The sequence below is a fragment of the Prosthecobacter dejongeii genome, assembly GCF_014203045.1.
In the GTDB taxonomy this organism is placed as follows: Bacteria; Verrucomicrobiota; Verrucomicrobiia; order Verrucomicrobiales; family Verrucomicrobiaceae; genus Prosthecobacter; species Prosthecobacter dejongeii.
On sequence record NZ_JACHIF010000001.1, the window covers coordinates 560066 to 585411 of the forward strand.

Genomic DNA, 25346 nt, shown 5'->3' on the forward strand with positions numbered 1-25346 from the left:
GGCTAGTTGTCCAGAGGCAGGCTGGAAAGATGCTCGGCGCGGTCTTTGCGCATGATGAGGGCGTGGATGGAAAAGGTGATGAAGACGAGGGCAGTGACGCCAAAGGCGACGTAGGGCACCCAGTCGAGCCAGCTTTCGTAGATGACGTATTTGTACATGGCAGAGAATGCGTGGAGGTTATTCTCCAGTCGCCGTGGAGCGGCCTTTGTCAGGATTGATAGGACCGGGGATGAGCTCGGGCTTCGCAGGTATAGGAGGCAGTTTCCCTTCCACCTCAGGCGTCTCGTATTTGCCTAACTTTTGCAGGTAGGCGATGAGGGCGACGATCTTCGTATCAGGCAGCGCGTTGATCTTGTCCGCCTTCAGAGTATTGACGATTTCGATGCCTTGTTTGATGGCGTTTTCCTTGATCTCCACCGCTGTCATCATCGGGTAAGGCACACCGAGATGAACCATGGCAGCGATTTTTTTCGGCAGCGTCTTTTGGTCGAACTTTTCCGTGAAGAGATGCGGGTAAGCGGGCATGTTGGAGCCGACCGAGGTGCTGCGGGGTTCCATCATGTGATTGTAGTGCCAGCTATGGGGATACTTCCCACCTTCACGGGCTAGATCTGGCCCTGTGCGCTTGGATCCCCACTGGAAAGGGTGATCGTAGATGCTCTCACCCAGGCGGCTGTAGTCACCATAGCGCAGAACATCCGGCAACATGGTGCGGATCATCTGGCTGTGGCAGTTATAGCAGCCTTCCGCCACGTAGATGTCACGGCCTGTAAGTTCCAGCGGCGTATAGACCTGCTGGATACGGTCCTCCATGTTCTTGGCCCGGTTCACCATAACGGTGGGGATGATCTGGATGAGACCACCGAGGGCCACGGCGATGAAGGTCAGCACCGTGAAGGGCAACCAGTTTTCTAACAAACGTTCATACCACTGGGACCAGGTGTGATGGGAAGTGGCAAACTTGCGCACGGCGATGGCACCAAAGATGAGGGCGCAGACCAGGGCCGTGATATCAGCCCCACGAGGAAGAAAAATCCAGCCCATGAGGAGGAACAGACCGCCAAAGAAATAGGTCACCGGATCTGAAAGGAAGGTTTCCTTTGCACCCATGTTATCCACGCTCGCGCGCTCGATGACAGCCACTTCGCGGCTTTCATTCACTGGCTGACCACTGCGGGCAGTCATCCAGAGATTCCACAGCATGAGGCCCATACCCACCAGATACATGCCACCGCCGATGGTGCGGAAGGCCATCATGGGCCGGATGGCGGTGAGGGTCTCGATGAAATTTGGGTACGTCAGCGCGGTGCCTGCGGCGTTGGTGGAGTTTAGCATCAGCCCCTGCATGATGCCGGAGACCCACATGGCCGCGACGTAGAGGAGGATGCCGACGATGGAGATCCAAAAATGGAAATTGGCCATCGAGACGGAGTGTAGCTTCGTGCCGTAAAGCCTTGGAGTGAGCCAATAAAACAAGCCCGCAGCCATGAGGCCGTTCCAGCCCAAAGCCCCGGCATGGACGTGGCCGATGGTCCAATCGGAATAATGCGAGAGGGCATTGACCGCGCGAATGGAAAGCAGCGGACCCTCGAAGGTGGCCATGCCGTAAAAGGTCACGGCGGCGATGAAGAACTTCACCACGGGATCTGTGCGCAGCTTATCCCAGGCCCCACGAAGTGTGAGCAGCCCATTCAACATGCCACCCCAACTCGGGGCCCAAAGCATGAGACTGAAGAACATGCCCAGCATCTGCAGCCACTTCGGCAGGGCCGTGTTTAACAAATGATGCGGACCCGCCCAGATGTAAATGAAGACCAGTGACCAGAAGTGGACAATGGACAGGCGATAAGAGTACACAGGCCGCTCCGCTGCCTTGGGCAGGAAGTAGTACATGATGCCCAGGATGGGCGTGGTGAGAAAGAAGGCTACGGCATTGTGCCCATACCACCACTGCACCAACGCATTTTGCACCCCTGCGAAAAGAGTATAACTATGAGTCCAACTGGTGGGGATCGAGAGGTGGTTGACGATGTAGAGCATCGCCACGGTGATGATGGTGGCGATGTAAAACCACAGCGCCACGTAGAGCGATGCCTCATTGCGCCGAGCCAAAGTCCAAAAGAAGTTAACTGCAAAGACCACCCAGATGAGAGCCACGGCGATGTTGATAGGCCAGATGAGCTCCGCATATTCCTGCCCACGGGTGAAACCCAGCGGCAGTGTGATGGCCGCCGCCACAATGATACCCTGCCAACCCCAGAAGTGCAGCTTCGACAGCACATCGGAAGCCATGCGTGCTTTGCACAGTCGCTGGGTGGAGTAGTAGATGCCTGCGAACATCATGTTCCCCACAAAGGCAAAGATCACCGCATTTGTATGCAGCGGGCGCAGGCGACCAAAGGATAGCCAAGAGGTGAGATTGAGCTGATGAAAATTGAGCTGGGAAGCGATGACCACGCCCACCAGCATGCCCACGATGCCCCATAGAATGGATGCCCACATGAACTGACGGACGATTTGATCATCAAAAGTGATGAGCTGTTTTCTAGCGTGAGTATTCATGGCAGATCAGCGGTCGGCAGCATCAGTTTCCAAAGGCATGAGGGACATCTGCTCGAGTGAGCGACGCTGCCGCTGGGTGCGTTCAGCAAAAAACAGGACGGCAAAAAGCACCGCAAAAGCGAGGCTCATGAAAATGGTGACAGCGAAGACTTCCATACTGCGACCAAGGAAGCCGAAGGCTGCCTCCTATGCTCTCCGCAGCTTGTTTGATGCTGCACCGATCTTGTGAGTTGATAAACCCACCCTGGAACGGCGTTTGTTTTGGCGACCTATGAATCGTCGCCGCTTTCTCCAGACCACCGCCGCTTCCGCCCTCGGCTTTCCTGCCATCTTGCGCAGTGCTTCGCCAAATTCCATGCTTCAGGTCGCCAGCATTGGCGTGGCCCGCATGGGCGGCAGGACTCTGCAGAGCGTAGCCACGCATGAGAAGGTGAAGATCGTCGGCCTATGCGATGTGGATGCGGCCCATCTAGCGCAGGCCGTGAAGCTTTTCCCAAATGCTAGTCAGCACAAAGACTGGCGGGAGATGCTGGCGAATCTGGGAGACAAGTTTGATGCAGTCACCGTCGGCACGCCGGATCACAGCCACGCAGGCCCCTGTGTGACCGCACTCCGCGCTAAAAAACATGTCTATCTGCAAAAGCCCATGGCCCCCACGCTGCACGAGTGCCGGGTCATCACGGAGGAGGCCAAAAAAGCAGGCGTGGTGACGCAGCTTGGCAACCAGGGGCGCTCCAGCATTGAGGCCCGCATGACGGTGCAAATCATCCAGAGCGGGGCCATCGGCAAAGTGAAGGAGGTCATCATGTGGGAAAACAAACCGCTGAGCTGGTGGCCCAAAAACACCGAGCTGCGCCCCCAGGCCGATGCCTTGCCCGAAGGGCTGGACTGGGATCTCTGGTGCGGCGTGCGCAATCCGGTGCCTTACCTGAAAGACACTTACCACCCCCAGAATTGGCGTGCCTGGTTCGACTTCGGCTGCGGGGAGATGGGGGACATGGGCTGCCACCACTTTGATACCACCTTCGACGCACTGAAGCTCACCACCCCCACCCGCGCACGGCTGACCCATGGTGGTAGCCAGGGCGCACTCTGGGGTGAAAAACGCATCGTGGAACTGGACTTCCCCGGCAGCGAATACACGGCGGAAAATACTCTGCGTGTCACCTGGTATGACGGCGGCATGGACCCTGACATGACCAAGGTGAAGATGCCGAAAGTGCTGACCAAGTTTCCCCAGTCCGGCACCTTTTGGGTGGGCACAGAAGGCAGCATCTTCAAACCCTACGGCCAGCGCCCCTTCGTGCTTCCGGAGGAAAATTTCCCGGCTGAAAAATACCCGAAAGGGCTAAAAGGGCAGGATCACTACCATGACTGGGTGGACGCCATCCTGGCCGGTAAAAAGAGCTGCGCCGATTTCAGCCATGGCGGCCCCCTAACCGAAAGTGTGCTTGTGGGCACGATTACGGATCGCTTCCCTGGCCAGTGGCTGGAATTTGACCGCGAGACCTGCCAGATCAGCAACCACGAAGCTGCGAACAAGCTGGTGAAACGTGCCTACCGGGAGGGATGGCAGGTACCAGGGCTGGGCTAAGCCCTACCACCATTTTCAACACTAAGCTCCCTTTCGAATGAGAGGGAGATGGGCACTCCACTACTGGCGTGCCTCGGCAGTCTCAGGGCCGCTCATAGGCTGGGCGACATTGATCGTAGGGATGGATCCAGACCTCGGTTTTTCGGGGGTCTGTGGCGTGACCTGGGCAGGCAACTGGGGTGGCGGTGGTGGTGCCAGACCTTGCTTAAAACGGGCGATTTCTTCAGGTGAAGGCACTAGAGCCTTGCGAATGATGACGGGATTTGGCACCACCTGTGGCGCTGGAGGGGTGATTTTGGGGGCAGGGGCAGGGGCAGGGGCAGGAGCAGGGGGCGCTGGCGCGGGTGAAGCGGTGGCCGCCGTGCTGGCTTTGACGGGGGGGAATTCCTTCGCAGGATTTGTAAGAGTCGGCATTTCGGCCGCAGGCTTCCCCGCAGCAGGTGTGCTCACCACTGGCGCAGGCGGCACTTTGACCACGGGTGGGGACTCAGGAGCTGGCTTTGGACTTGGAACAGCGGTGGCGAGGGTGGCTGTGGCTGGAGGGCCCTCAGGTATCTTTGCAGGAGCAGGCTCAGCTACCTTAGGAGGCTCTACTGCGGCAGCCACTTTCCCCTGCACGGGTGCTGGAGATGCCGATGAATTCCCAGCGAAAAGCCACCAACCTGCAAGGCCTAAGATGACCACTGCGGCAGCGGCCCACACGGGCCAGCCCAGCGAATTCGACGAGGCTGGACGGCTAAAATCTGTGGGCTTGAGCCGCCGGGAAATGGGCGTCGTGAGCAGTTCCCCCTCAGTCTCTACATCGTCATCCCCTGCCCATTCGTTGTCGAAGTCTGAAACACTGCCCACACTTTCCATGTCCTCCAGCCGGACGTTGCTGCCTCGTAGGCGCGCTGCGAGGTCTGGGCCAGAGGTCGTGGCATTCATGAGCCCTTCGTATTGGGCCAGAAAATCTGCCGGGCTGGGCACCTGGCCATGGTGGCGAGATTTCTCCAAGCACTCCCGAATGAAGTCTGCCAAAAGCTCTGGCATAGCCTCTGGAAAATTCAAATGCCCGCTGGTCTGGCGCTGACCGGTGAGAAGGTAGGCCGCCAGGGCTACAAAAGCGCGGCTGCGGTAGTCACGGTCTGCCAGATGCACCTCACTGTGCTCCCCATGCTCGGGTTTATCCACCAGCGGCGGTTCATAGAGATTCCGCATCGTCAGGTGCGCGCGCAGCTTCACCTGAAAAACAGGCCAGGCATCCAGCCGCTTTTGCATGAGGCGATCATGCTCTCGGCTCATCAAAGGTCCATTTTTCCCGACCCGCAGGACGATGTTTGAAGGGTGAAGATCCAGCCGCTGCACTCCGCACTCCAGGGCCTGCTCCTGACCGGCATGTATCTGCCGCAGCAGCACGGCCACTTCTTGGTGATTCAGCGTGATGCGCTCTGCCAGCAGGCGGCTGAGGGAAAAGCCTGGCTCCCTTTCCTCCGTAAGGAAGGTCCAGTCCGGGCTCTCCCACAGGCTGAGGCTGCGCAGGATGTTGGGGTGCTTTTCTGCATTGAACCGCCAAGTTTGCAGAGGAACCGCCTCATACTGAGACTTTTCCACAATGCGGGCCGGCGGCAGGAGATGCACCGTCACAGGCTGCTCATTCTTCGTATTGAAACAAGGAATGGAAAAGGGATAGCGGCGCACATGATCCTCCCCCTCAGCACGAAAGCGATTGCCCAAAATGACCTCTACAGGCACGTTTTCCAGCAGCATGTCCTGGAGCTGCGAGCGCGGCTGCAGGGCGGTGATGATGACCAGTTGCTTGCGTGGGTTACGTGCATTGATGCTGCTGACAAAAGCACCGATGGCCTCCCTCACATCATCTCGCACGCGTTCGATGGAGGTGGGGCAATTAGCTGGATCTGTCAGTGCCGCCCGCATGGTCGTGCGCAGGCTCATGGGCAGGGCCGTCAGGGAGGGAAAGCGGTCTGGATGATCTCCTGCAAAAGGTTTGCCCGTAAGCATCAAGAACATCAGCTCACAAATTTGGATGACTAGATTAGCGCCCGTCACCTCTTCACTTTCGGGTGTGGACAGGCCGTAATCATAGATCCGTAGTTGCAGAAAGGTATCCTCCAAGGTGGTCATGACCACCCGGTCCAGCCGCATCTGGGAGATGAGGCGGCGATATTTTTTCAACTGCATTAAGTCATCCAAAAGCTGAAAGACCAGGGAAAACACCGTTGCAGGCTGCAAGGGACCACGACGCTTGATGTAGTCCTCGATGAATTCGCCATCGTTCAGGTTGCTGGTGTAAAAGACCAGCCCCTGGTCCTCCCCCACGTCCAAAATGCGCATGAAGGACGGGCCTCGAATCTCCGAGGCCTGCTTAGCCCGTTCAAAAGCGGACTTTTTCGCGACTGAATCCAGCGTGCGACCACTGCGCAGGATATGCAACTCCACCAGTCGCTTGATCGAGGCATCAAATGCCAGAAATACCACTTCGTCAGGTGAACGCACCAACCCCACCGGTTCTCCACCGGCGCGGCGAGCGATCATCAGATGACCAAAGCTTTCGATTTCAGGGACCATTTGAGAGTGAACAGAAACAGGGAGCAGGATCGTCACGGCGAAGCTCAGACTGAGCCAGATTCAAAACGAAACGATCACAGATTGCAAAATACTGTAGGGCAATCCGTCAATTTGGCAAAAAAATTCCAGTAAATCTGATAATTATAAACACAGAAATACCTAAAAATATGGATTTTTATGGAAATCGAGATCTTAAACCCCTCATTTCCAGCTTTCTGTGCTCACACTGTAGCGCCCTAGCCCGTGTCGTTTCACCTTTTTTTCACGCACTCATCCCTGAACCTGACCGAAAATGCGTTTGCTCAGGCCGATGCTAAGCTGCATAACTGCGCCATCTGTCTCCCCCCATGCAATTCGTTTTCCCTAGCACTCTTCAACTTGGTCATGAACACAGCGATGGGTTTCACCAGGAACTGCTGCGTGGGCTGACCCATAAACTGAATAACTTGCTGGCCGTGATCCAGGGATTCAGCAGCCTCATCCTGATGACGGATGATCTGGACCCAGGCGTGGCAGAAAACATGCAGCACATCCGCGAAGCCTCCGTAGGTGTGTCGGCCCTGAGTGAGCGCATCCGCTCTGCGGGTGGCTGTGCCAAACTTACCCTGCAACCGCTGAGTTTGAACGAGTATCTCACCGTTGTCGAAGGTGCCCTGCTGGAACCTTTCAGCAAAAACGGCGTGCAACTGGAAGCCGACGTGCAGCAAGGGCTCCCCCCCGTGCTGGTGGACCCCACCAAGTTTAAAGACATCCTCATTGAGCTGCTGAAAAACGCCGCCGAAGCAGCAGGCAAGGCCAATGGACGCGCCATGCTGAAGATCGCCGGTCCAGGCGTCATTACCCCCGTGGAGCAGCGCCGCGTGGACATCCTCGTCAGCAATATCGGATCACAAATCCCCCAGGACAAACTGGCCGAAGTTTTTCGCCCTTTCCACGGCTCTAAAAACAGCAATCACCTCGGCCTGGGCCTCACCATTGCCTCCATGCTGGCCCACCAGATGAATCTGCAAATCGGCATCGCCTCAGAGAACAATACGACGACTCTCTGGCTGAGCTGCCCCATGGCCTAAGTCGGAAAGTTGAAGAGCGGCACCAAGTTTCACTTTGGGTTAGGCGAGAAGGAAATCCGTTCCCACTCCCTATTCACGCCCACTGTTTGAGCCGTTCTGGGAAGGGGCAGTCCGCGCAGGCCGAGTCATCTTCCAGACAAAAGTCTTCATAGACCTGCAAGAGACCCTGGTGATGGTGCAGCTTCTTTTGAAAGGCAGCACCCACCGCACTTTCGCCAAACAGACGCTGCACCGCGCGTCGCACCTTTTGGTTATCCAGCAAAGCGGGCAACTCCAGATACTCGGCCCACAGACGGGTGCGTTCCGGCATCAGCAGGGGGTAGGCCACATTCGCCAGCATCTCCTGCACACGACTTTCACCGATGAGCGCCAGTGGTTTTGTAGCCCCTTCCGCCAGCAGTGTGTAGTGGGTGGACCAGAAATCATGCGTGAGGGACAGCAGCGTCTCGCGCCAGCCTTCCTGGGACCAACGCCCCGCATCCATCAGCGGACCGGAGATGCGTATCCACTGCTTCAGCATCGCCACCAGGGCACCTAACCGACGTTGCGGATGATTCCCAGGCCGGATGGCTGCCAACTTCCATGAAAGAGCCTGGGGCGGCTGCAGCCAGCGTTGCGCAGCATCCCGCTGCTTCCACCAGGCTGACCATAAACCCCGCAGGTAGGTGCGGGTCTCTGGCAGGGTGTCTTCATAACGCACGCTTTCTAAAAAACCACTGACGCCGAAAAGCAGCGCTTCACTCTCCTCTGCCGCCATTTTTTGCAACCTCTGTACGGGGAGGCGCTGAGCCAGAACGTTAAAAGACTGTTGGTTATTCCGATACCCCAGCGTCTGCGCCAGGGCTTGATAGATGGCCTGCTCCCGACCATGCGCTGCCACATAGCGATGCAGGCGCAGGCTTTTACGTTCTAACCGATATTGCGCGGCAGATTCCAGCATGGACTGGATGTGTGCGGGGGCCATTTCACTCAGAGGAGTGTGGCAGCGGCCTAGACGTGCGGCGGCCAGGCTGCGGTTGGGTTGGGCATGTTCGGGTAAAGTGGTGGCGTCCAGCCGCACCTGCACGACTTCTCGATGCTCTCGCGTGCGGGTAAAAAAGCGTTCCTCAGGCCCATCTAAAAACAGATGCAGCACCACACGGGTGTAGTCCGGATTGGCCCCATGCGAGTGGCGCTCCCAGTCACGTGCATCGGGATCTAGCTCGATGTCACCACTCAGCCTTTGCCCATCCACCTCCACCGTGCAGCCGGTGAAGTCAGGCCCGGCGCTGGAATTCCAAATGCCATAGTCCACGATGTGCACGGGCTTACCATCCACACTCGTGAAGGAACTGCCAAAGGCCCCACCGAACCACAGGCTCTGCACATCCAGCTCGCCCAGAGGCTGCGCAAAACCTGGCAGAGTGATCTCCTCCAGGCCAGAGAACACCTCATCCCGAAAACGGGTGTAACGCGCAGCGAGTGGCAGGGGCGAGATCATGAAGGATGAACAATCATTGTTAAAATCAGCCTAACAAAAAGCAGCAAAACTCACCCCACCAGCTCACGCAGAGAAACCTCCGCCAGCGAGCCCACACGCTGCAGCGCACCCTCAAAGTCCAGATGCTGCGTCATCGGCCCCGGGACCACGATGCAGCGCATCTCCGCCGCACGGGCGGCACGCAGACCATTGAGGGAATCTTCAAACACGAGCACCTCATGCGGGTGCACGCCCAGGCGACTGGCCGCATGGAGAAAGAGGCTGGGGTCTGGCTTCACCTTGCCTGTATCATCCACGGTGGTGAGGTGGTGGAAGTGCTGGCGGAGTCCCAGTTGCTCGATCCAGTTTCCCACCCAGGACAGGGGGCTGCTGCTGGCCACGGCACAGGGCAGGCCCAGCTCGCGCGCTTCCGTAAGACGGTCCACCACTCCAGGCAGGGTGTTCAATGTCTTGCGCAGTTCCCGCTCATGCTCTAAGCGCTTCACCTCCAATGCGGGCCAAGACAAGGCACGCCCCATGAGGGCATCCAGATCCCGGCGGGGATCATAGAGATCATTGAACTCCGTGCCGATGGCCTGCGCATACGTCTCCACTGCCAGTTCATGCCCATGCTCTGCATAGAGCTGCCGCCAAGTGTGATAGCCGACACTTTCCGTGTCCACGATGAGTCCGTCGAAGTCAAAAAGGATGGCGCGAATGGGGGGCATCGTCAAACTATGGCCTGGAGAGAGTCGCTCAGCAAAACAAGAATGCAGGCCCCACCTCACACGGAGGATAAGGGTGGCTTCAAACGATTTATTGGGGAACTTCGAGCCTTGTCCCCTGCCCTTACCTCGCGACATTGCTTCCATGATCGCCTATCGGCCACTCACTCTTCGGGAGTTGCAACAGCACCTCGCCAGTTGGCATGAGGCTCCTCTGAGTTATCGGCATCGGCTGGGAGTGGATAGCCCCCCTTTAGCTGATTTCATCGACGATGAACACCAAGTCCTGTTAGGCCGGGGTGAAGAGGTTTACCAGCGTGCCTGTGCCGCGCTGGATGCCTGGTACATGTTTCCCCCCTGGGCCGTGGTGCATCCCCTGGAGGCCCCTCAGGTGCCAGGGCAAGTCGTCGCCATGGTCACTTACATCTGCGGCCTGTGGTGGGTGAATCCCTGCCGCATCCTGCAGCGCTGCGATACTGCCCACAGCCACGGTTTTGTCTATGGCACCCTGCCCGAGCACACGGAGTGTGGTGAAGAGCGTTTCCAGGTCGTCCGGCGGCCCGATGGCAGCGTGTGGTATGAGATCCGCGCTTTTTCTCATCCACGTCATTGGATGGCCTGGCTAGGATTCCCCCTCGCCCGCTGATGGCAGCTCCGCTTTGTGCGGGACTCCCAGGCCATCATGAAACGCATGTGCGCATGAGCACTCTTTTTGCCATGACTGAGCCCACCTGCCAGCGGTGGGAAAAGGTGGCGCAGGGCACCAGTGTGCTGCTGCTTTTCATCGGCGGGGCCTTGGGACACAATCCCTGGCAGCCAAGCTGGATCTCTTGGATGCTGCTCATCTCCATCGGCCTGCTGCTGCCCCTGGGGGAGCCGCTGGCCATGCGTGCAGCGGCCCGTGATCGTCCTCATTTTGCCTTCATCGGCCTGGGTTTTCTGCTGCTCCTTTGGCAGGCGCTGGTGAGACCGCCAGGACTCGAAATGGCCCTGCTCGCCGCAGTTTGGCTGGTCTATCGGCTGGGTATCGCAGTAGAGGTACTCTGGCTGGGCCTGCAAATGCGCCGCTTTTCCCTGGCTCAGATCTGCCTGGATGGCGCACGTCTCTTTCCGGCCATCGGCGCGGCATGGCTGGTGGCCAATCGCGCCAACTGGATGCCCTGGGGCTTTGATGCCCTCATCGTCCTGCTCACGGCGGCGCATTTTCATCACGCGGGCTACACCCTGCCGCTGATGGCGGGCCTGTGTGGGCAGGCATTGCCGGGCCACGCCTCCCGCCTTTGCTGCGGGCTCATCTTAGCTGGGGTACCCCTGGTGGCCATCGGCATCACCTGCACTCATTTTAAAGTGCTGCCGTGGATCGAGCCCGTGGCCGTTAGCGTTCTCGTCGCTGGGGCTCTTGGCGTGGCGCTGTTGCAGATGCGCATGGCTTTTAAAAAAGGCCAGTCCGCTGGCGTGTGCACTTTGTTTTTCATCTCCGGTCTCAGCCTGCTGGTGGCCATGCTGCTGGCGCTCACCTTTGGCCTGCGCAGCCTGTTTCCCGCCTGGGCCTTGCCCATGCCCACCATGTGGGCCATCCACGGCACGCTGAATACCTTCGGCTTTGGCCTGTGCGGGCTACTCGCCTGGCGCTCCCACCGCTGCCCAAACCACGGGCCTGCGGTTTTTTGATTGCTGCGGATTCCACCTCACTGCATGAAATGCCTGTGCCCTCTGCGGCGTTTGCATTCCGTCCCCCAACCCTGATGAAATTTCTCCTTTACTCTCTCGCCCTGGTCCTTGCCGCCACGGCCTCCGCTGCTGATAAAAAACTGATCGTCATGATCGCCGGCAAGCCCTCCCATGGCCCTGGCCAGCATGAGCACAATGCAGGCATCCTGCTGCTGAAAAAGTGCCTGGAACAAGGCGCCGCCGACCAAGTGGAAATCAAGCACCACCTCAATGGCGAATGGCCCAGCGCCGATGAACTGGCGAAAGCCGCTACCGTGGTGATCTACTCCGATGGCGGCAAAGGCCACCCCGCCTTGCAGGCCGATCGCCTCCAACAGCTCGATAAAGAAATGAAACGCGGCTGCGGTTTCCTCACCCTCCACTACGCCGTGGAGCCCACCATCGAACTGGGTGGCAAGGAGTTCATTGACTGGATGGGCGGCTGCTTTGAGATCAACTGGAGCGTCAACCCGCACTGGGATGCCAATTTCAGCGAATTCCCTGCCCACCCCATCTCCAGCGGTGTGAAGCCCTTTGGCACCAATGACGAGTGGTACTTCTACATGCGCTTTCGCAAAGGCATGGACCGCGTGACGCCGGTGCTCAGCGCCGTGGCACCAGATTCCACCATGTCCCGCCCCGATGGCCACCACAGCGGCAACCCCACCGTGCGTGAGTCCGTGAAGAACAAGGAAAAGCAACACGTCGCCTGGGCGGCTGAACGCGATGGCGGCGGTCGCGGTTTCGGCTTCACCGGTGGCCACTTCCACCAGGGCTGGGGCAATGACGAACAGCGCAAGCTGGTGCTCAACGCCATCCTCTGGACCGCCCAGGCCGAAGTTCCTGCCGGCGGCGTCGCCTCCACTGTCACCGAGGCCGATCTGAAGGCCAACCTGGACCCTAAACCCGGCCAGGGCCTGCCTGAAAAACCGAAGAAGTAAGCTGCCACTCGGCCTCTTACTTTCTCCTCTTGAGACGCCCCAAAGCCCCTGGCTCTGGGGCGTTTTTTTTGCTCCAGTTATTTCGTGATTCACCACACATCTTATGAGCCTTACTTATCGCCTTGCTCAACTCAGCGATATTCCCGCGCTGGAGGCTCTCATTGCTCTCTCCACGCGCACCCTGCAGGCCGCCTACTATTCACCCGCGCAGATCGCCGGCGCATTGGGCACCGTCTTCGGCGTGGACAGCCAGTTGATCCATGACGGCACCTACTTTGTCGCCGAAACGGACGGCCTCCCCGTAGCCTGCGGAGGCTGGAGCCGCCGCCGAACCCTATACGGCAGCGATCAAAATAAAACCGGCCCCGATCCCCTACGCGACCCGCAGACCGAGCCCGCCATGATTCGCGCCTTTTTCGTCCACCCTGACCATGCCCGTGAAGGCATCGGTCGTCACCTCCTCCACCTCTGCGAAGACGCCGCTCATGAAGCGGGATTTCAGCGCCTGGAAATGATCGCCACCCTCGCAGGCGAACCCCTCTACCACGCTTGTGGTTACGCCGTTCTGGACCGCTTTGACATCTCCCTGGTCAACGGCCACCCCATGCCCGTCGTGCGCATGGGCAAATAAGATGACTGCCAATCTCCGGGCAAAGTGAAAAGAGATGGCGGCATTAAAGATCATCCCTTCTGGCCACAGGAGCTCAATGATAGTAAAATCCACTCCAATCGTACATCTATGAGCCGCCTTTTCTATTGCCTGGTTCTCTACCTTCTATTCGCGCAAGTCATGGCCACAGGTCAGACCCCGGAGAAGACTGCAGCAAGGAATGATCTGTGTCCGCTAGCAGAGAGCCTCGAATCTTTTGCACGCCACCTGACGCTTCAAATAGACCTATACAACATGCGACTCGATGATGGTTCGCGACCTACTCCAGCGCTGAAGGAGCAACTGGAACAGGCTTGTCTCAGTCAACTCGACATGTTCGAATCTGTGGTGCGCACCCGCTCCATGGGCTCGCTCCTTGGCGTGGACTATCGCTCGGGGAGTGGTCGCGCTGAAATGGATAGTATGATGCAGATCCTATCCGCTTTGGGGTCGTTGCAGCGAGGTAGAGACCCCTTTGCGAAGACTGGCCTCATTAAAGAAGACACATCGGGGCGCATCACTCTAGCTTCGGAAGATATCCAATCCCTGATCCAAACCGTGAGGGCATGTAGGCAGCAATTCGTCACTTTAAAGGGTCAATTCTCACCCAAGGTCCCTTCTAAAGTTAATCGGAAATGAGCTCATTAGATCTTTTCCAAAAGCAACATGCTGTCTCTGACTACCACCCGCGCACCTTCACGTGCACCTGAGCGCAGGTGCCCATGTAATGGTCCATGGCGTAGTCTTTCGCGGCTTTCAGCATGTGATCTTTGGCCTTAGCTTCATCTCCCAAAGCCTCGAAATACAATCCCAGATACAGGTGGGCATAACAGCGATGATTGCGCAGGTCCTCGCCCTCACCTGACTCGGCCGCCTTCAGCACCGCCTCTTCACTGCCTTTTCCGGCAAAGAGCTCATGCACCTCTTTCATGGGGATGCGGGCATCGCCTTCGATGGGGATCAGCGCCTTGCGCGCCGCCTCCACACTTTCTGCCCGGGCCACGCAGATGAAATGCCAAGCGGCATTTTCCACATCGGCCGTGTTCACCGTTTGGTGCACCTCAAACTGCTCTCTACCGGCTTTGTAATCGCCCGTGTAATAGAGCGATAAACCACGCTGCCAGAGCTGTGGTTTGGCCTCAGGCGCTAGCGCAATGAGCTTGTCAAAAGCCGCTACCGACTCCTTCGGTTTCGCGTCATAAAAAGCCGCCACCCCTTGGCGGAACAACTGGTTAGGCTCGGTTTTTTCTTGAGCTTGTGCGGTCACACAGCAAACCAGAGCGAGAAGTGAAAAAGAGAATTTCATAAACAACGATATCTGACCCCTTCCAAACAATTCACCCCTGGGTTCAGGGTTGCTCGGGCACATAGAAACGGCCCATGTGCTCCAAGATTTTTGCGCGCAGGTCATCGCCATCCACGATGCCGTTGTGGCGATAGATCACCTCACCACCCGGGGCCACCACCAGAGTATGCGGAATGGGGCCGGGCCACTCAGGGTCTAGCGCTTGGATGAGGGCATCGCTGTTCGCTTCATTGAAAACATACGCGTTGCCCTTGCGGCCTTCGGCCTTGAGGCTGGGTTTCAGTTTGTTAGGCACAACTGCGTTGTATTTCTCCAAAAAGGCCTTCACCTCGGGCAGCGTTTCAGGGTCGTCCATGCTGATGCTGATGAACTCAAAATCCCGCAGGCCAAACTTGCGTGAGGTCGCCACCAGCTCAGGAAATTCCTTCACACAAGGGCCACACCACGTGGCCCAGACATTGAAGAGGCGGACCTTTTGGGTGTCGTTCTTACGCAGCACCGCCAGAGCTTTGGCATCAATCAACTCCACCGTCACCTCACCCATTTCCCATTTTTCATTGTCTGCGGTCACTTGCTCGCGGTGGCTGATCCACTTGGTGGAGCAGCCATGCGGCGGCGTCACCGGCACGGCCACAGGCTGGCCCGCAAGTAGCGCATCGAGCGCATTTTTCGCATCCGTACTGGTGACGGTCTTCACATCGGCAAAGCGCGAGTCATCCAACCGCCCTTGATACTGAAGCTTCCGCTCCGCATCGAAAAGAAAAACGTGTGGCGTGGCTAGGCAACCGTACGCCAAAGCAGTCTTTTGCGTCTCGCCATCATAGAGGTAGGGGAAGTTAAACGCCTGCTCCTTTGCGTGGCGTTTCATCTCGGGGAAGCTGTCATTGTATTTGGAGTACCCCAGCTCATCCGGCCGCAGGGCTGCGGGGTCATTCGGATTGATGGCCACCACTCGCAGACCTTTGCTTTTGTAGTCACGTGCCAGTTGCTTCAACCTCTCTTCGATGGCCTGGGAGGTGGGGCAGTGATTGCTGAGGAAAGCCACCAGCAGGTAATCAGCGCCCGCGTATTCCTTCAGCGTGTGCATCTCTTCATCAATGCCCAGCAGCTCAAAATCAGGCGCAGGTTCACCGATCTTCAATTCATGAAACCCTTCCGGTTGGCCGGTGCTTTTTTTCGCCTTCGCTTCCGTCGGGGCCTGGGCTTGCAAACAGGCAGGAGAGAGCCCGCCGAAAAGGGCCGCAAGGAGAAGAAGGCAGCGTTTCATAGAAGAAAAAGGAATCAAGCCACGCGCTCCGCACCGCAGCTCCAGCAAAGATCAAACGCAGCCGGATTCGTTTCATTGCAACCTGTGCAGGTCCATTCAGGCCCTTCGACGGTCGCGTTCTGAAAATGCAGGCGGATCAATTCCGTCGCAGCCTCCTTCTGGGAATCGTCCAGCAGACAAAGTGCGGGGTCCAGGGGATTTTTGTAGCTGTACCCGGCTACGCTCGGCCCTAAGGTGCGGGTGTTCTCATTCTGGATGAAACACGCGATGCCTTCCCCCTCCAGCAAGTTTCGGGCGAAACTCACGCGCGTGAGATCAGGGTCCACAAAGATCGGTTTCATGGTCGCTAACAAACAACGCGCACGCCAGAGCTCAAACGCATTTCCTGGAACAAATCACAGACTGGAGTTTAACTTGCTGCCGCCCTGCCTTGGCTGCGGCGCGTTAGTTTACCGTGCTGTGTCTCAGGGCGTGCCCTGTGACCGCCCCGCGCGCACTTCTCGATACCGCTGCCGAAGCGCCTTCAACGAAGCGGGGAGATTTGGCTCATCCACCGCCGGTATTTCGCCGCCGCTTTGCAAAAGCTGCAACTCCCGCTGGAGATGCGGCAGGTCATCTAGGCGTACTTTTTCCAGTGCCTGATTCGCCGCCTCCTGCACGGCGGCTATGTACTGTGTCCTCAACTCTACCAACGGATCTACTGGCGGTTTCGCAGGGGGCAGTGTGATGGGCTTGATGACCACGGTCTGGTTAGGCGTGGGCAGATCCTGCATCGGAGGCAGCGCCCCCAGCACCTCCGCCGGGATCGGTTTTTCCGGAGCCTCCATTTCCTCCACCGTCGCCATGGGTAGGGTGTTATCTTGTTCGATGACGATCTTGTCCTTAAACAGGATCAGCAAAATCAGGCTGGCGACACTGATCAAAGAAATCATCACATGCAGCCCCGTGCTGAAAGCCTTCCACACGAAGGCATCCAACCGCTGAAAAAAAGACGGTTCGTAGTGCCTAACCACGGGTTGCAAATTCCCAGGCACCACCTTCGGTGGTGGAGCCGCAGGCGGAGTGGCAGGGGCGGGCGGCTTGGCACCTGGGGCCACCACCATTCGGGAACGAGTGGTCGCGCTCTCGCCCTTCTCCTGTTCACCATGCAGGGCCGCTCGCAGCGCGGCTGCCACCTCGGAAGGTTGCGCAAAAGGGCGAGCCGTTTCTGACTCCAAAGTCCGCCGGATCACCGCCGCAAACGCCGGTGGCAGATCACGCGCCAGCCGTCCATCAGCCCCAGGCGCACAGCGGGCAAACATCCAGTGCAAAGCTGTGCCCAGCGCCTGAAGGTCCCCCTTTAAGCTGCCGTAGAAAGGGCGCAACCAGGCGAGATCCCCCACCTCATCCTGCGCCATGCCGATGCAGGTCAACTTCACATGCCCCTCAGGCGTCACCCACGTCGAATGGATATCCAGCGCGCCGTGCGGCATCTGTTGATCATGCAGGATCTGCAAAGCTTCACACAACTCCAGGGCTAGAGGGAAAGCGGTCTTGGGCTTGAGTTGACCTTCCTCAATCAGCGTGGCTAAAGGCCGACCCTCCACGTGCTCCATGACCAGATAAAACTGCCCGGCAGGCGTGTGACCAAAATCATAAACTGCCGTGATCAGAGGATGCACGAGACGCGCCCGGCGGCGCAAGCGCTGCTGCAAAGCCTGCGCCAGGTCCTCGGGTGGCGGTGGGATCACCTCAATGACCACAGGCCGATCCAGCGCCGACTGGCGACCTAAGAAGATGGCATGGTCATGCCCCCTGTGCGTTTGCCGCTGCACTTCATACTGAGGCAGCCACGCGCCTAACTCGTTCACCGAGGGGAAATGGGGGGCCAGAAGGTCAGACATGAGGGGGGAGGATCAGCAGCAAGTTAGACTCCCTATTTTAGTCACGTCTGCCGGGGAATGCCATGGCACAATCTGGAAAATCAGACCCCGGGGAAAAACAAACGAGGCCCGTTTTTTCACCACGACCTCTAAGGAGGCAAAGCTACCTAACAAAAAAGGCGGGGACTGCCTGCGCAGTTCCCGCCTTCGGAGATGAAACCCAGAGATGAACTTAGCTGTTCAGAGCGACGGCTTCAGGTTTGATATTTTTGTGGAAGTCGGGTCCCTGCACCGTGGCGGCTACATAACCAGCGCGGATGACAAAGTCACCGAAGTGCTCCCCATCCAGGCGCTCCTTGGCGTAGTGCTCAAGGATCGGGTCCAAGAGGGGTTTGATGTCTTTGGAAGGCACGTCCTTGCGGAAGAGCTTGCTAAGACGCTCACCCGCGTGACCACCGCCCAGATAGACATTGTAGCGGTCTGGACCGAAACCAACGAAGCCGATTTCCGAGATGAAGGGACGGCCGCAACCATTCGGGCAACCCGTCATGCGCATGGTGATGGAGTCATGACGCAGGCCCACTTCTTCCAGCTTCTCTTCGAGCTGGGTGACGATGGTGGGCAGGAAGCGCTCGGCCTCGGCCAGGGCCAGGGCACAGGTGGGCAGGGCCACGCAGGCGATGGTGGAGAGGCGCAGCGCGCTCTGCTCGTGACTCTTGGCCATGCCGTATTTTTCCAGCAGGGCTTCGATCTGGGAACGCTTGGCCGGAGAGACCTTGGCGATCATGAGGTTCTGGTTCGCCGTGAGGCGGAAATCCCCGTCATGGATCTTGGCGATCTCACGAAGGCCGGTGCGCATGGGGTAACCTTCGGTATCCAGCACACGCCCCCCTTCGACAAAGAGAGTGTAATGGGAGTCACCGGTTTCATCTTCCACCCAGCCGAAACGGTCGCCATTGTCCGCAAAGACGTAGGGGCGCACCGGGCCGAGTTTGTAGCCGAGGTATTCGTTCAGCTTGGCCAGGATCCACTCTGGGCCGTGGTCATCCACGGTGTACTTGAAGCGGGAGTGCTTGCGGTCCGTGCGGTCCCCAAAGTCACGCTGCACAAGGACGACTTTTTCTGCCACGTCCACGACCTGCTCCTTTGTGCAGAAGCCGATGACATCCGCGATGCGGGGATAGGTGGCTTCGTTACCATGGGTAGAGCCCATGCCGCCGCCAACGGCGACGTTGTAGCCGACGAGTTTGCCGTCTTCGACGATGGCGATGAAAGAGAGGCAGTTGGCGAAGATGTCCACGTCATTGCTCGGTGGCACGGCGATGGTGATCTTGAACTTACGTGGCAGGTAGGTTTTGCCGTAGATCGGCTCCACTTCTTCCTCGGTGCTCTGTACCTTTTCTCCATCCAGCCAGATCTCGTGATAAGCACGAGTGGCGGGAGTGAGATGGGCGGAGATGTCCTTCGCTGCCTGGAGCACGTCGGCGTGCACACTGGACAGGTAGGGGTTCGGATTGCACATCACGTTGCGATTCACGTCGCCGCAAGCGGCGATGGTGTCCATGGCAGCGTCATTGATCTCCTTGATCGTGCGCTTCAAGTTGGACTTGATGATGCCGTGGAGTTGGAAGGCTTGGCGGGTGGTCAGCTTGATGGTGCCATTGGCATAGGTATCTGCCAGGCGGTCCGTTTGCAGCCATTGTTCGGAGGTGGAAACACCACCGGGGACGCGGATGCGCAGCATGAAGGAGAAGGCTTTCTCCAAGCGATGCTTGCGGCGGTCTGGGCGCAGGTCACGGTCGTCCTGCTGGTAGCTGCCGTGGAATTTGATCAACTGCTGATCGTCTTCGCAAAGGGAGCCCGTGGACAGATCGGCCAGACCTTCGGCGATGGTGCCGCGCAAGTAGTTTGACCGAGTCTTGATGCCTTCATTGGCAGAGAGTTGCTTTTCGCTCATGGTATTTGGAGGGGGTGGGGTGTGAGCTCCAGGGGATTAATAGACATCGCGCTGATAGCGCTTCGCTTTCTTGAGGTCTTCGATGTAGGCCTCAGCGGCTTCGCGGGATTTCCCGCCTTGTTTTTCGACCACGGTGAGGAGGGCTTCGTTCACGTCGTGGGCCATGCGGGTGGCATCTCCACACACATAGAAATGGGCACCTTCTTCCAACCAGGCGTAGAGCTCCTTCGCACGCTCCAGCATGCGCTGCTGCACGTAGATTTTTTCGGGTTGGTCGCGGGAGAAGGCGACGTCCAGTTTGGTCAGGGCCTTGCTGGCCAGATGGTCTTGCCACTCGGTCTGGTAAAGGAAGTCGTAGGTGTAGCGTTGATCGCCAAAGAACAACCAGGATTTACCCTGCTGCTCCAGCGCGGCGCGGTGCTCCACAAAGGCGCGGAAGGGGGCCACGCCGGTGCCCGGGCCGACCATGATGATGGGGGTATCCCCTGAGGCAGGCAGGCGGAAGTTTTTATTCTGGTTGGTGTAAACCGGGACGACGTCTCCGCGCTTCACCAAATCTGCCAGATACGTGGAGGCCACACCTTTGCGCTGTTTGCCAAAGGATTCATAGCGCACAGAGGCGATGGTGAGATGCACCTCATCTGGATGCGCCAGCGGGCTGGAGGCGATGGAATACAGGCGCGGAGGCAGCGGACGCAGGAGGGAAACCAGCGCCTCAGGGGACAGGCCCTTGGAGGCAAAGTCCTCGATGGCATCCACGATCCAGCGACCATGCAGGTAATCCTTCAGCTTATCCTTGGCGCCTTCACCCAGGAGGGTGGCCAGTTTCTTGGACTTGGTGAGTTCCAGCAGCTTGGTCAGTACCGGGCGGGAAAGCGCGGTGATGTCCAGGTCTTCACGCAGGGCATCTGCCAGCGTTTTGTTGCCAATGTCAGGCACGCTGGCCTTCTCGGTGCCGACCAGCTTAGCTGCCTTCAGGATGCCTTCGACCATGTCGGGGGCATTCACCGGGATGATGCCCAGGGAATCGCCCGGCTCATAGGTGAGGCCAGACCCTTCCAGGGAAAGCTCATAGTGCCAGGTTTCCTTGGCCGTGCCTTTGCCATTCAGCAGCACACGCTCTTTCAGTTCAGCGCCGAAGGGGTTGCTCTTGTCATGCTCAGCGGCTGCCGGAGCAGCGAAGCTGACGGTAGCCGCTGGTGCTGCCGCCACGGCAGGACCAAAGGCCGCCAAAGCGCCGTCTAACCAAGCACGATGCGGTTTTTCATACTGGAGGTCGCAGTCCACACGCGGGTGGATGCGCTGGGCACCGAAGCTTTCCAGCCGGGCATCGAAGTCCTTGCCCATCTGGCAAAATTTCTCATAGGAGGTGTCGCCGAGGGCGCAGACGGAGAAGCGCAGCTTTGGCAGGCTGAGGGTCTCACTCATGAAGGCCTTGTAAAAAGCGGTGGCCGTCTCAGGTGGCTCGCCATCGCCCCAGGTGCTGATGATGACCAGGAGGTTTTCCACCTTGGCCAGGTCGGCAGGCTGGATATCCGCCATGTTTTTGACCGTGGGGGAAAAGCCGCGCTTTTTCGCGTCCTTCGCGGACAGATCTGCCAGTTTTTCCGAATTTCCCGATTCCGAGCCATACAGGATGGTCAACTTCGTCGCCGCAGCAGCGGGTGCTGGCACGGCAGCGGCAGCGCCGGAGTCCCCTGCGGAAAGATACCCGGCCAGCCAAAAGCGCTGGGCAGGGGTGAAACTCGCCATCAGGCCGTCCAGGGCCCGACGCAGGTCAGGGGAAAAAGGGGAGTGCTCGGGAAGCATTTCTTGAGTGTTTCGCAGAAGGGTGGGACAAAAAATACGCCAAGCCGGGGCCTAGCGGGCATGCAAACTAGCCAAAATCAGCGTCTCGTCGAGTAAACGTGTGATTTCGCGGCCCTCCAGAATGCAATTTGGCGATAAAAAGGCGGAATTCAGCATGGCCAAACCTAGCCACACCATCCCCAGGACCGAAAGATGCAGAACGGCGAAAAAGCACAGGATACAGACACCTGTCTTTTTCGCCGTTGCTTGGTTAGACCTGCCTCTGAGGGCCGGCTTTACTCAGACTTGCACTCGCACAGCCATTCCATCTTGCTGCACTTTTCGCAGGTGGAGGTGTCATATTCCAGACGTGCGACGATCGCTTTAGCATCGGGCGAATTTTTGTACTGAAGGATCAGCATGTCGCCGGATTTGATGACGGGCAGGATGAAGCCTTTGGCGTCTTTTTCGACCGTCAACTTGGTAGGTTTGTCACGGTCCCCGGTGAGGGCCACGAGACTTTGCGCTTCCACGGCCACGGGCTTCATGTCCTTGTCCAGGAGGGCGATGTGGAACTTGTCCCCTTTCACGGTGACTTCGCCGTGCATGGTTTCATTTTTGCTGAATTCGACGATGCGGCCTTTGTTAGGCCCAAGTTCGACACCGCCGTGGGCGAGCAGCAGGCTGGTGGTGGCGGCGAGGATGAGGGAGGTGATAAATGATCTTTTCATGGATGGTTCTATTTTTTCGGTTGGTTCTGAGGTTCACTGCGCTGCGGGAGCATGGCTACCTACAGCAGATTCGGCGGCCTTGCGGCCAAAGAGGTAAAAGACGGCGGGGGTGATCATGAGATCCAGAAAGGTGCTGCTGACGAGACCGCCAACAATCACAACGGCCACCGGATGCAGAATCTCCTTGCCCGGTTCATTCGCCGCGAGCAACAGCGGGATGAGGGCAATGCCTGCACTGAGCGCCGTCATCAATACAGGCACCAGACGCTCAAGCGTTCCGCGCACGATCATCTGGCGGGTAAAACTTTCCCCCTCATGCGACATGAGGTGCAGGTAGTGGCTGATCATCATGATGCCATTGCGTGCCGCCACGCCGCCCACGGCGATGAACCCAACGATGGTGGCGATGCTGATGTTATCCACCAGAAGCCAAGTGAGAGCTAGCCCGCCCATGAGGGCCAGGGGGATGTTTAACATGACCTGCAAAGCCAACGACAGGCTATGAAAGTAACTGAACAGCAGCAGCGTGACGACCCCGAGAACGAGGACAAAGTAAAAGCCGATTCGCTTTGCCGCAGCCTGCTGCGCCTGAAACTCGCCCTCAAAGCGCAGGAAGTATCCTTCAGACAGCTTCACCTTTGCCCGCACCGCCGCTTCCCACTGGTCCACGATGGACTCCAGGTCACGCACGCCGGTATTCGCCCCGATGACGATGCGGCGCTGGGTATTTTCGCGGTTGATAACGTTGGGCCCCTTTCCTTCCCGGATATCGGCGATGAGGCGCAGGGGGATGCGAGGGCCCTTTTCCGTTTCGATAAGAAGCTCCCCGAGTTTTTCGGCGGAATCCCGCCAGCTTTCCGGCAGGCGCAGGACCAGATCCACCGTGCGCTGCCCTTCCCGCAGCTCTGCCAGCGTCTTGCCCCCCAGCAGGGTGGAGACTTGTTCATTGAGGGTACCGGGCTGCACTCCATATGCGACGGCGCGCTGCCGATTTACTTCAATTTTAATTTGGGGAATCGGGACCTGGGCTTCGAGATTGACATCCGTGAGGCCAGGGATCGTTTTCGCGAGATCGCGCACTTGCTCTCCCTTTTCGCGCAGCACTTCCAGATCCGGGCCGAAGATCTTCACCACGATCTTGGCCGACACACCGCTAAGCATGTGGGAAAGCCGATGGCCGATGGGCTGGCCCACATTCAGGAAGGTTCCTGGGATGGTCTTTAGCTTGGTGCGGATCTCGGCAAAGACGATCTCACGTGCGCGGCCACCTTCATGAAACTCGACATCGAATTCATTCACGCTCACGGGCATGACGTGGTCATCTTTTTCCGCACGGCCTGCGCGGCGGCCCACGCTTTTCACCTCAGGGATGCTTTGCAAAAGCCGCACGCCCACCTCGCCGATCTCATTGGACTGGGCGAGCGAGGTGCCCGGTGCGCTGGCCAGGGAAATGGTGGCGCTGCCTTCATTGAAAGACGGCAGAAATTCCTTCCCCATGATGGGATAAAGCATCAATGAAGCAATGAGCAGCATGCCTGCGACAGCGATGACTAACATGGGCGCACCCAGCGCCACACGCAGAAAGCTGTGCTGCACGGCCCACTTCATGCCGCGCACTAAAAAACCATCATGATGCCGGGCCTCGGGCTTCTTTTTGATTTTCAGCAACAAGGAGCACAGCACAGGAATGACTGTGAGGCTGACCACAAAAGATGCGGCCATGCTGGTGATGGTGGCGATGGCGATGGGCGTGAAAAGACGACCCTCAATGCCCTCCAGGCCTAACAAAGGAAGAAACACCAAGATGATCAGCACGGTGGCGTAGAGGATGGAATTCCGCACCTCTCCCGAAGCGGTGGCGATGACATTCAGAACCGGCTTCGGCGCTGCCAGCGAGGCATTTTCCTGAAGCCGACGATAAACGTTCTCCACATCCACAATGGCATCATCCACCACCATGCCGATGGCCACAGCGAGGCCACCGAGAGTCATCGAATTCACACTGATGCCGGAGGCTTTAAAGATGAGGATAGTGACGGCAAAGGACAGCGGCATGGCCATGAGCGTGATGGCTGTGGTGCGCAAATTCAGCAGGAACAAAAACAGGATGAGGGTGACCATGATGGCCCCGTCCTGGATGGCTTCCTTGAGATTGCCGATGGCGTGTTCGATGAAGTCACCTTGGCGGAACATGATCTCGGCGGTGACTCCCGCAGGCAGGCTCGGCTTCAGCTCTTCCAGAGCGGCTTCGATCTGTGCGGAGAGCTTCAGCGTGTCAAAGCCCGGGGCCTTATCAATGCTGAGCACCACGCCCATGGTACCATTCACACTGGCATCTCCACGCATGGTCTGCACGGCGTGTTTCACCTCCGCCACATCGCTGATGAGAACGGGGCGGTCTTCCACCGTTTTGATGACTGTGTGGGCGATGTCTTCCAGCCGTGTGGTCATGCCCAAATTGCGCACCATGATCTCGCGAGGCCCGGCCTGGAGGTAACCACTGGTGGCATTGCCTGCGGCCTGGCCAACGGCCGTTTCCACTTCTTCAAAAGTGACGCCAAACGCCGATAACCGATTCGGGTTCGGCTGTACCTGGATTTGCTGCACTCCTCCCCCGATGGTCAGCACCTCTGCCACACCGCTGATACTCTGCAAACGCCGGCGGATGGTCCAGTCGGCCAGGATTCGCAGGTCCGCCGGCAGCACCTTACCATCCGTGCTTCGCAGCCCCACCAGCAAGATTTCTCCCATGAGAGATGAGACGGGAGTCATGCCTGGTTTAGCTCTGGCAGGCAGGGTATTCAGCACCGTCTGCAACCGTTCCTGCACAAGCTGGCGAGCCCGATAAATATCCGTCCCCCAGCCAAACTCCGCAAAGACCAGCGAGAGCCCCACATCGGAATTTGACCGCAGGCGATCCAGACCACCGACACCTTGCACGGCGCTTTCGATGGGCTGAGTGACCAGCACTTCCACTTCCTCAGGCGCGAGGCCGGGGGATTCCGTGAGGATAGTCACCGTGGGTTTGGTCATGTCTGGCAGCACCTCCACAGGGAGCTGCGTGAGCGTTTGAAAACCAAACAGCAGCACCAGCAGGGCCACCATCAAGATGATGGGCCGATGATGCAGGGAAAAACGGATGAGTTGGTTTAACATA

At 58.2% G+C, this 25346-nt stretch carries 21 protein-coding genes; 7 read left to right on the top strand and 14 right to left on the bottom strand.

Annotated elements, in window-relative coordinates:
• Positions 1–2: 2 nt before the first annotated feature.
• The 3 genes from HNQ64_RS02075 to HNQ64_RS02085 are packed head-to-tail and all read right to left on the bottom strand — an operon-like array spanning position 3 to position 2718.
• Positions 3–158 (bottom strand): hypothetical protein, encoded by a 156-nt coding sequence (locus HNQ64_RS02075; protein ID WP_184204719.1) that lies wholly within the window; start codon positions 156–158, stop codon positions 3–5.
• 19 nt (positions 159–177) lie between these two features.
• The gene (ccoN, locus tag HNQ64_RS02080; protein ID WP_184204721.1) at positions 178–2562 is read right to left on the bottom strand and encodes a cytochrome-c oxidase, cbb3-type subunit I; all 2385 of its coding nucleotides are present in this window, start codon (positions 2560–2562) and stop codon (positions 178–180) included.
• A gap of 6 nt (positions 2563–2568) precedes the next feature.
• Positions 2569–2718 (bottom strand): hypothetical protein, encoded by a 150-nt coding sequence (locus HNQ64_RS02085; RefSeq protein ID WP_184204723.1) that lies wholly within the window; start codon positions 2716–2718, stop codon positions 2569–2571.
• Between the two features lie 115 nt (positions 2719–2833).
• Between HNQ64_RS02085 and HNQ64_RS02090 the strand changes: the two genes are divergently transcribed.
• Positions 2834–4156 carry a Gfo/Idh/MocA family protein gene (locus HNQ64_RS02090; RefSeq protein WP_184204725.1) on the top strand — a complete coding sequence of 441 codons (1323 nt, stop codon included), beginning with the start codon at positions 2834–2836 and terminating at the stop codon, positions 4154–4156.
• A gap of 60 nt (positions 4157–4216) precedes the next feature.
• Here the strand turns inward: HNQ64_RS02090 and HNQ64_RS02095 are convergent, their stop codons facing one another.
• On the bottom strand, positions 4217–6760 hold the full coding sequence (locus HNQ64_RS02095) for a protein kinase family protein (RefSeq protein WP_221305312.1): 2544 nt from the start codon (positions 6758–6760) through the stop codon (positions 4217–4219).
• Between the two features lie 311 nt (positions 6761–7071).
• Here HNQ64_RS02095 and HNQ64_RS02100 point away from each other — a divergent pair, with 311 nt between their 5' ends.
• A complete protein-coding gene (locus HNQ64_RS02100) occupies positions 7072–7794 on the top strand; it encodes a sensor histidine kinase (RefSeq protein WP_184204729.1) in 723 nt (240 codons plus the stop codon).
• A gap of 73 nt (positions 7795–7867) precedes the next feature.
• Here the strand turns inward: HNQ64_RS02100 and HNQ64_RS02105 are convergent, their stop codons facing one another.
• Positions 7868–9274: a DUF2851 family protein gene (locus tag HNQ64_RS02105; RefSeq protein ID WP_184204731.1), complete on the bottom strand. Its 1407-nt coding sequence runs from the start codon at positions 9272–9274 to the stop codon at positions 7868–7870.
• Between the two features lie 50 nt (positions 9275–9324).
• On the bottom strand, positions 9325–9981 hold the full coding sequence (locus HNQ64_RS02110; protein ID WP_184204733.1) for an HAD family hydrolase: 657 nt from the start codon (positions 9979–9981) through the stop codon (positions 9325–9327).
• Positions 9982–10123: 142 nt separating this feature from the next.
• Between HNQ64_RS02110 and HNQ64_RS02115 the strand changes: the two genes are divergently transcribed.
• The 5 genes from HNQ64_RS02115 to HNQ64_RS02135 all read left to right on the top strand — a co-directional run bounded on the left by HNQ64_RS02115 (position 10124) and on the right by HNQ64_RS02135 (position 13917).
• Positions 10124–10624 (top strand): DUF1990 family protein, encoded by a 501-nt coding sequence (locus HNQ64_RS02115; RefSeq protein ID WP_184204735.1) that lies wholly within the window; start codon positions 10124–10126, stop codon positions 10622–10624.
• A gap of 53 nt (positions 10625–10677) precedes the next feature.
• Positions 10678–11649: a YndJ family transporter gene (locus HNQ64_RS02120; RefSeq protein ID WP_184204737.1), complete on the top strand. Its 972-nt coding sequence runs from the start codon at positions 10678–10680 to the stop codon at positions 11647–11649.
• Between the two features lie 74 nt (positions 11650–11723).
• Positions 11724–12629: a ThuA domain-containing protein gene (locus HNQ64_RS02125; RefSeq protein ID WP_184204739.1), complete on the top strand. Its 906-nt coding sequence runs from the start codon at positions 11724–11726 to the stop codon at positions 12627–12629.
• A 103-nt stretch (positions 12630–12732) separates the two neighbouring features.
• Positions 12733–13260: a GNAT family N-acetyltransferase gene (locus HNQ64_RS02130; protein WP_184204741.1), complete on the top strand. Its 528-nt coding sequence runs from the start codon at positions 12733–12735 to the stop codon at positions 13258–13260.
• Between the two features lie 108 nt (positions 13261–13368).
• Entirely contained in the window at positions 13369–13917 is a 549-nt protein-coding gene (locus HNQ64_RS02135; protein ID WP_184204743.1) for a hypothetical protein, read from the top strand.
• Positions 13918–13957: 40 nt separating this feature from the next.
• Here the strand turns inward: HNQ64_RS02135 and HNQ64_RS02140 are convergent, their stop codons facing one another.
• The 8 genes from HNQ64_RS02140 to HNQ64_RS02175 all read right to left on the bottom strand — a co-directional run bounded on the left by HNQ64_RS02140 (position 13958) and on the right by HNQ64_RS02175 (position 25345).
• A complete protein-coding gene (locus tag HNQ64_RS02140; RefSeq protein ID WP_184204745.1) occupies positions 13958–14584 on the bottom strand; it encodes a tetratricopeptide repeat protein in 627 nt (208 codons plus the stop codon).
• Positions 14585–14627: 43 nt separating this feature from the next.
• Positions 14628–15851 carry a redoxin family protein gene (locus HNQ64_RS02145; RefSeq protein ID WP_184204747.1) on the bottom strand — a complete coding sequence of 408 codons (1224 nt, stop codon included), beginning with the start codon at positions 15849–15851 and terminating at the stop codon, positions 14628–14630.
• Positions 15852–15865: 14 nt separating this feature from the next.
• Positions 15866–16192 carry a putative signal transducing protein gene (locus HNQ64_RS02150; protein ID WP_184204749.1) on the bottom strand — a complete coding sequence of 109 codons (327 nt, stop codon included), beginning with the start codon at positions 16190–16192 and terminating at the stop codon, positions 15866–15868.
• A 123-nt stretch (positions 16193–16315) separates the two neighbouring features.
• Positions 16316–17734 carry a protein kinase gene (locus HNQ64_RS02155; RefSeq protein WP_184204751.1) on the bottom strand — a complete coding sequence of 473 codons (1419 nt, stop codon included), beginning with the start codon at positions 17732–17734 and terminating at the stop codon, positions 16316–16318.
• 211 nt (positions 17735–17945) lie between these two features.
• A complete protein-coding gene (locus tag HNQ64_RS02160; RefSeq protein WP_184204753.1) occupies positions 17946–19670 on the bottom strand; it encodes an NADPH-dependent assimilatory sulfite reductase hemoprotein subunit in 1725 nt (574 codons plus the stop codon).
• A gap of 36 nt (positions 19671–19706) precedes the next feature.
• Complete coding sequence (locus HNQ64_RS02165) at positions 19707–21479, bottom strand: sulfite reductase subunit alpha (protein ID WP_184204755.1); 1773 nt, start codon at positions 21477–21479, stop codon at positions 19707–19709.
• A gap of 275 nt (positions 21480–21754) precedes the next feature.
• On the bottom strand, positions 21755–22189 hold the full coding sequence (locus tag HNQ64_RS02170) for a hypothetical protein (protein WP_184204757.1): 435 nt from the start codon (positions 22187–22189) through the stop codon (positions 21755–21757).
• 33 nt (positions 22190–22222) lie between these two features.
• Complete coding sequence (locus HNQ64_RS02175) at positions 22223–25345, bottom strand: efflux RND transporter permease subunit (RefSeq protein ID WP_184204759.1); 3123 nt, start codon at positions 25343–25345, stop codon at positions 22223–22225.
• Position 25346 lies beyond the last annotated feature (1 nt).

Coding starts and splice junctions, on each gene's coding strand:
- HNQ64_RS02075 (WP_184204719.1), bottom strand. CDS start 158: ATGTACAAATACGTCATCTACGAAAGCTGGCTCGACTGGGTGCCCTAC.
- ccoN (WP_184204721.1), bottom strand. CDS start 2,562: ATGAATACTCACGCTAGAAAACAGCTCATCACTTTTGATGATCAAATC.
- HNQ64_RS02085 (WP_184204723.1), bottom strand. CDS start 2,718: ATGGAAGTCTTCGCTGTCACCATTTTCATGAGCCTCGCTTTTGCGGTG.
- HNQ64_RS02090 (WP_184204725.1), top strand. CDS start 2,834: ATGAATCGTCGCCGCTTTCTCCAGACCACCGCCGCTTCCGCCCTCGGC.
- HNQ64_RS02100 (WP_184204729.1), top strand. CDS start 7,072: ATGCAATTCGTTTTCCCTAGCACTCTTCAACTTGGTCATGAACACAGC.
- HNQ64_RS02105 (WP_184204731.1), bottom strand. CDS start 9,274: ATGATCTCGCCCCTGCCACTCGCTGCGCGTTACACCCGTTTTCGGGAT.
- HNQ64_RS02110 (WP_184204733.1), bottom strand. CDS start 9,981: ATGCCCCCCATTCGCGCCATCCTTTTTGACTTCGACGGACTCATCGTG.
- HNQ64_RS02115 (WP_184204735.1), top strand. CDS start 10,124: ATGATCGCCTATCGGCCACTCACTCTTCGGGAGTTGCAACAGCACCTC.
- HNQ64_RS02120 (WP_184204737.1), top strand. CDS start 10,678: ATGAGCACTCTTTTTGCCATGACTGAGCCCACCTGCCAGCGGTGGGAA.
- HNQ64_RS02125 (WP_184204739.1), top strand. CDS start 11,724: ATGAAATTTCTCCTTTACTCTCTCGCCCTGGTCCTTGCCGCCACGGCC.
- HNQ64_RS02130 (WP_184204741.1), top strand. CDS start 12,733: ATGAGCCTTACTTATCGCCTTGCTCAACTCAGCGATATTCCCGCGCTG.
- HNQ64_RS02135 (WP_184204743.1), top strand. CDS start 13,369: ATGAGCCGCCTTTTCTATTGCCTGGTTCTCTACCTTCTATTCGCGCAA.
- HNQ64_RS02140 (WP_184204745.1), bottom strand. CDS start 14,584: ATGAAATTCTCTTTTTCACTTCTCGCTCTGGTTTGCTGTGTGACCGCA.
- HNQ64_RS02145 (WP_184204747.1), bottom strand. CDS start 15,851: ATGAAACGCTGCCTTCTTCTCCTTGCGGCCCTTTTCGGCGGGCTCTCT.
- HNQ64_RS02150 (WP_184204749.1), bottom strand. CDS start 16,192: ATGAAACCGATCTTTGTGGACCCTGATCTCACGCGCGTGAGTTTCGCC.
- HNQ64_RS02155 (WP_184204751.1), bottom strand. CDS start 17,734: ATGTCTGACCTTCTGGCCCCCCATTTCCCCTCGGTGAACGAGTTAGGC.
- HNQ64_RS02160 (WP_184204753.1), bottom strand. CDS start 19,670: ATGAGCGAAAAGCAACTCTCTGCCAATGAAGGCATCAAGACTCGGTCA.
- HNQ64_RS02165 (WP_184204755.1), bottom strand. CDS start 21,479: ATGCTTCCCGAGCACTCCCCTTTTTCCCCTGACCTGCGTCGGGCCCTG.
- HNQ64_RS02170 (WP_184204757.1), bottom strand. CDS start 22,189: ATGAAAAGATCATTTATCACCTCCCTCATCCTCGCCGCCACCACCAGC.
- HNQ64_RS02175 (WP_184204759.1), bottom strand. CDS start 25,345: ATGTTAAACCAACTCATCCGTTTTTCCCTGCATCATCGGCCCATCATC.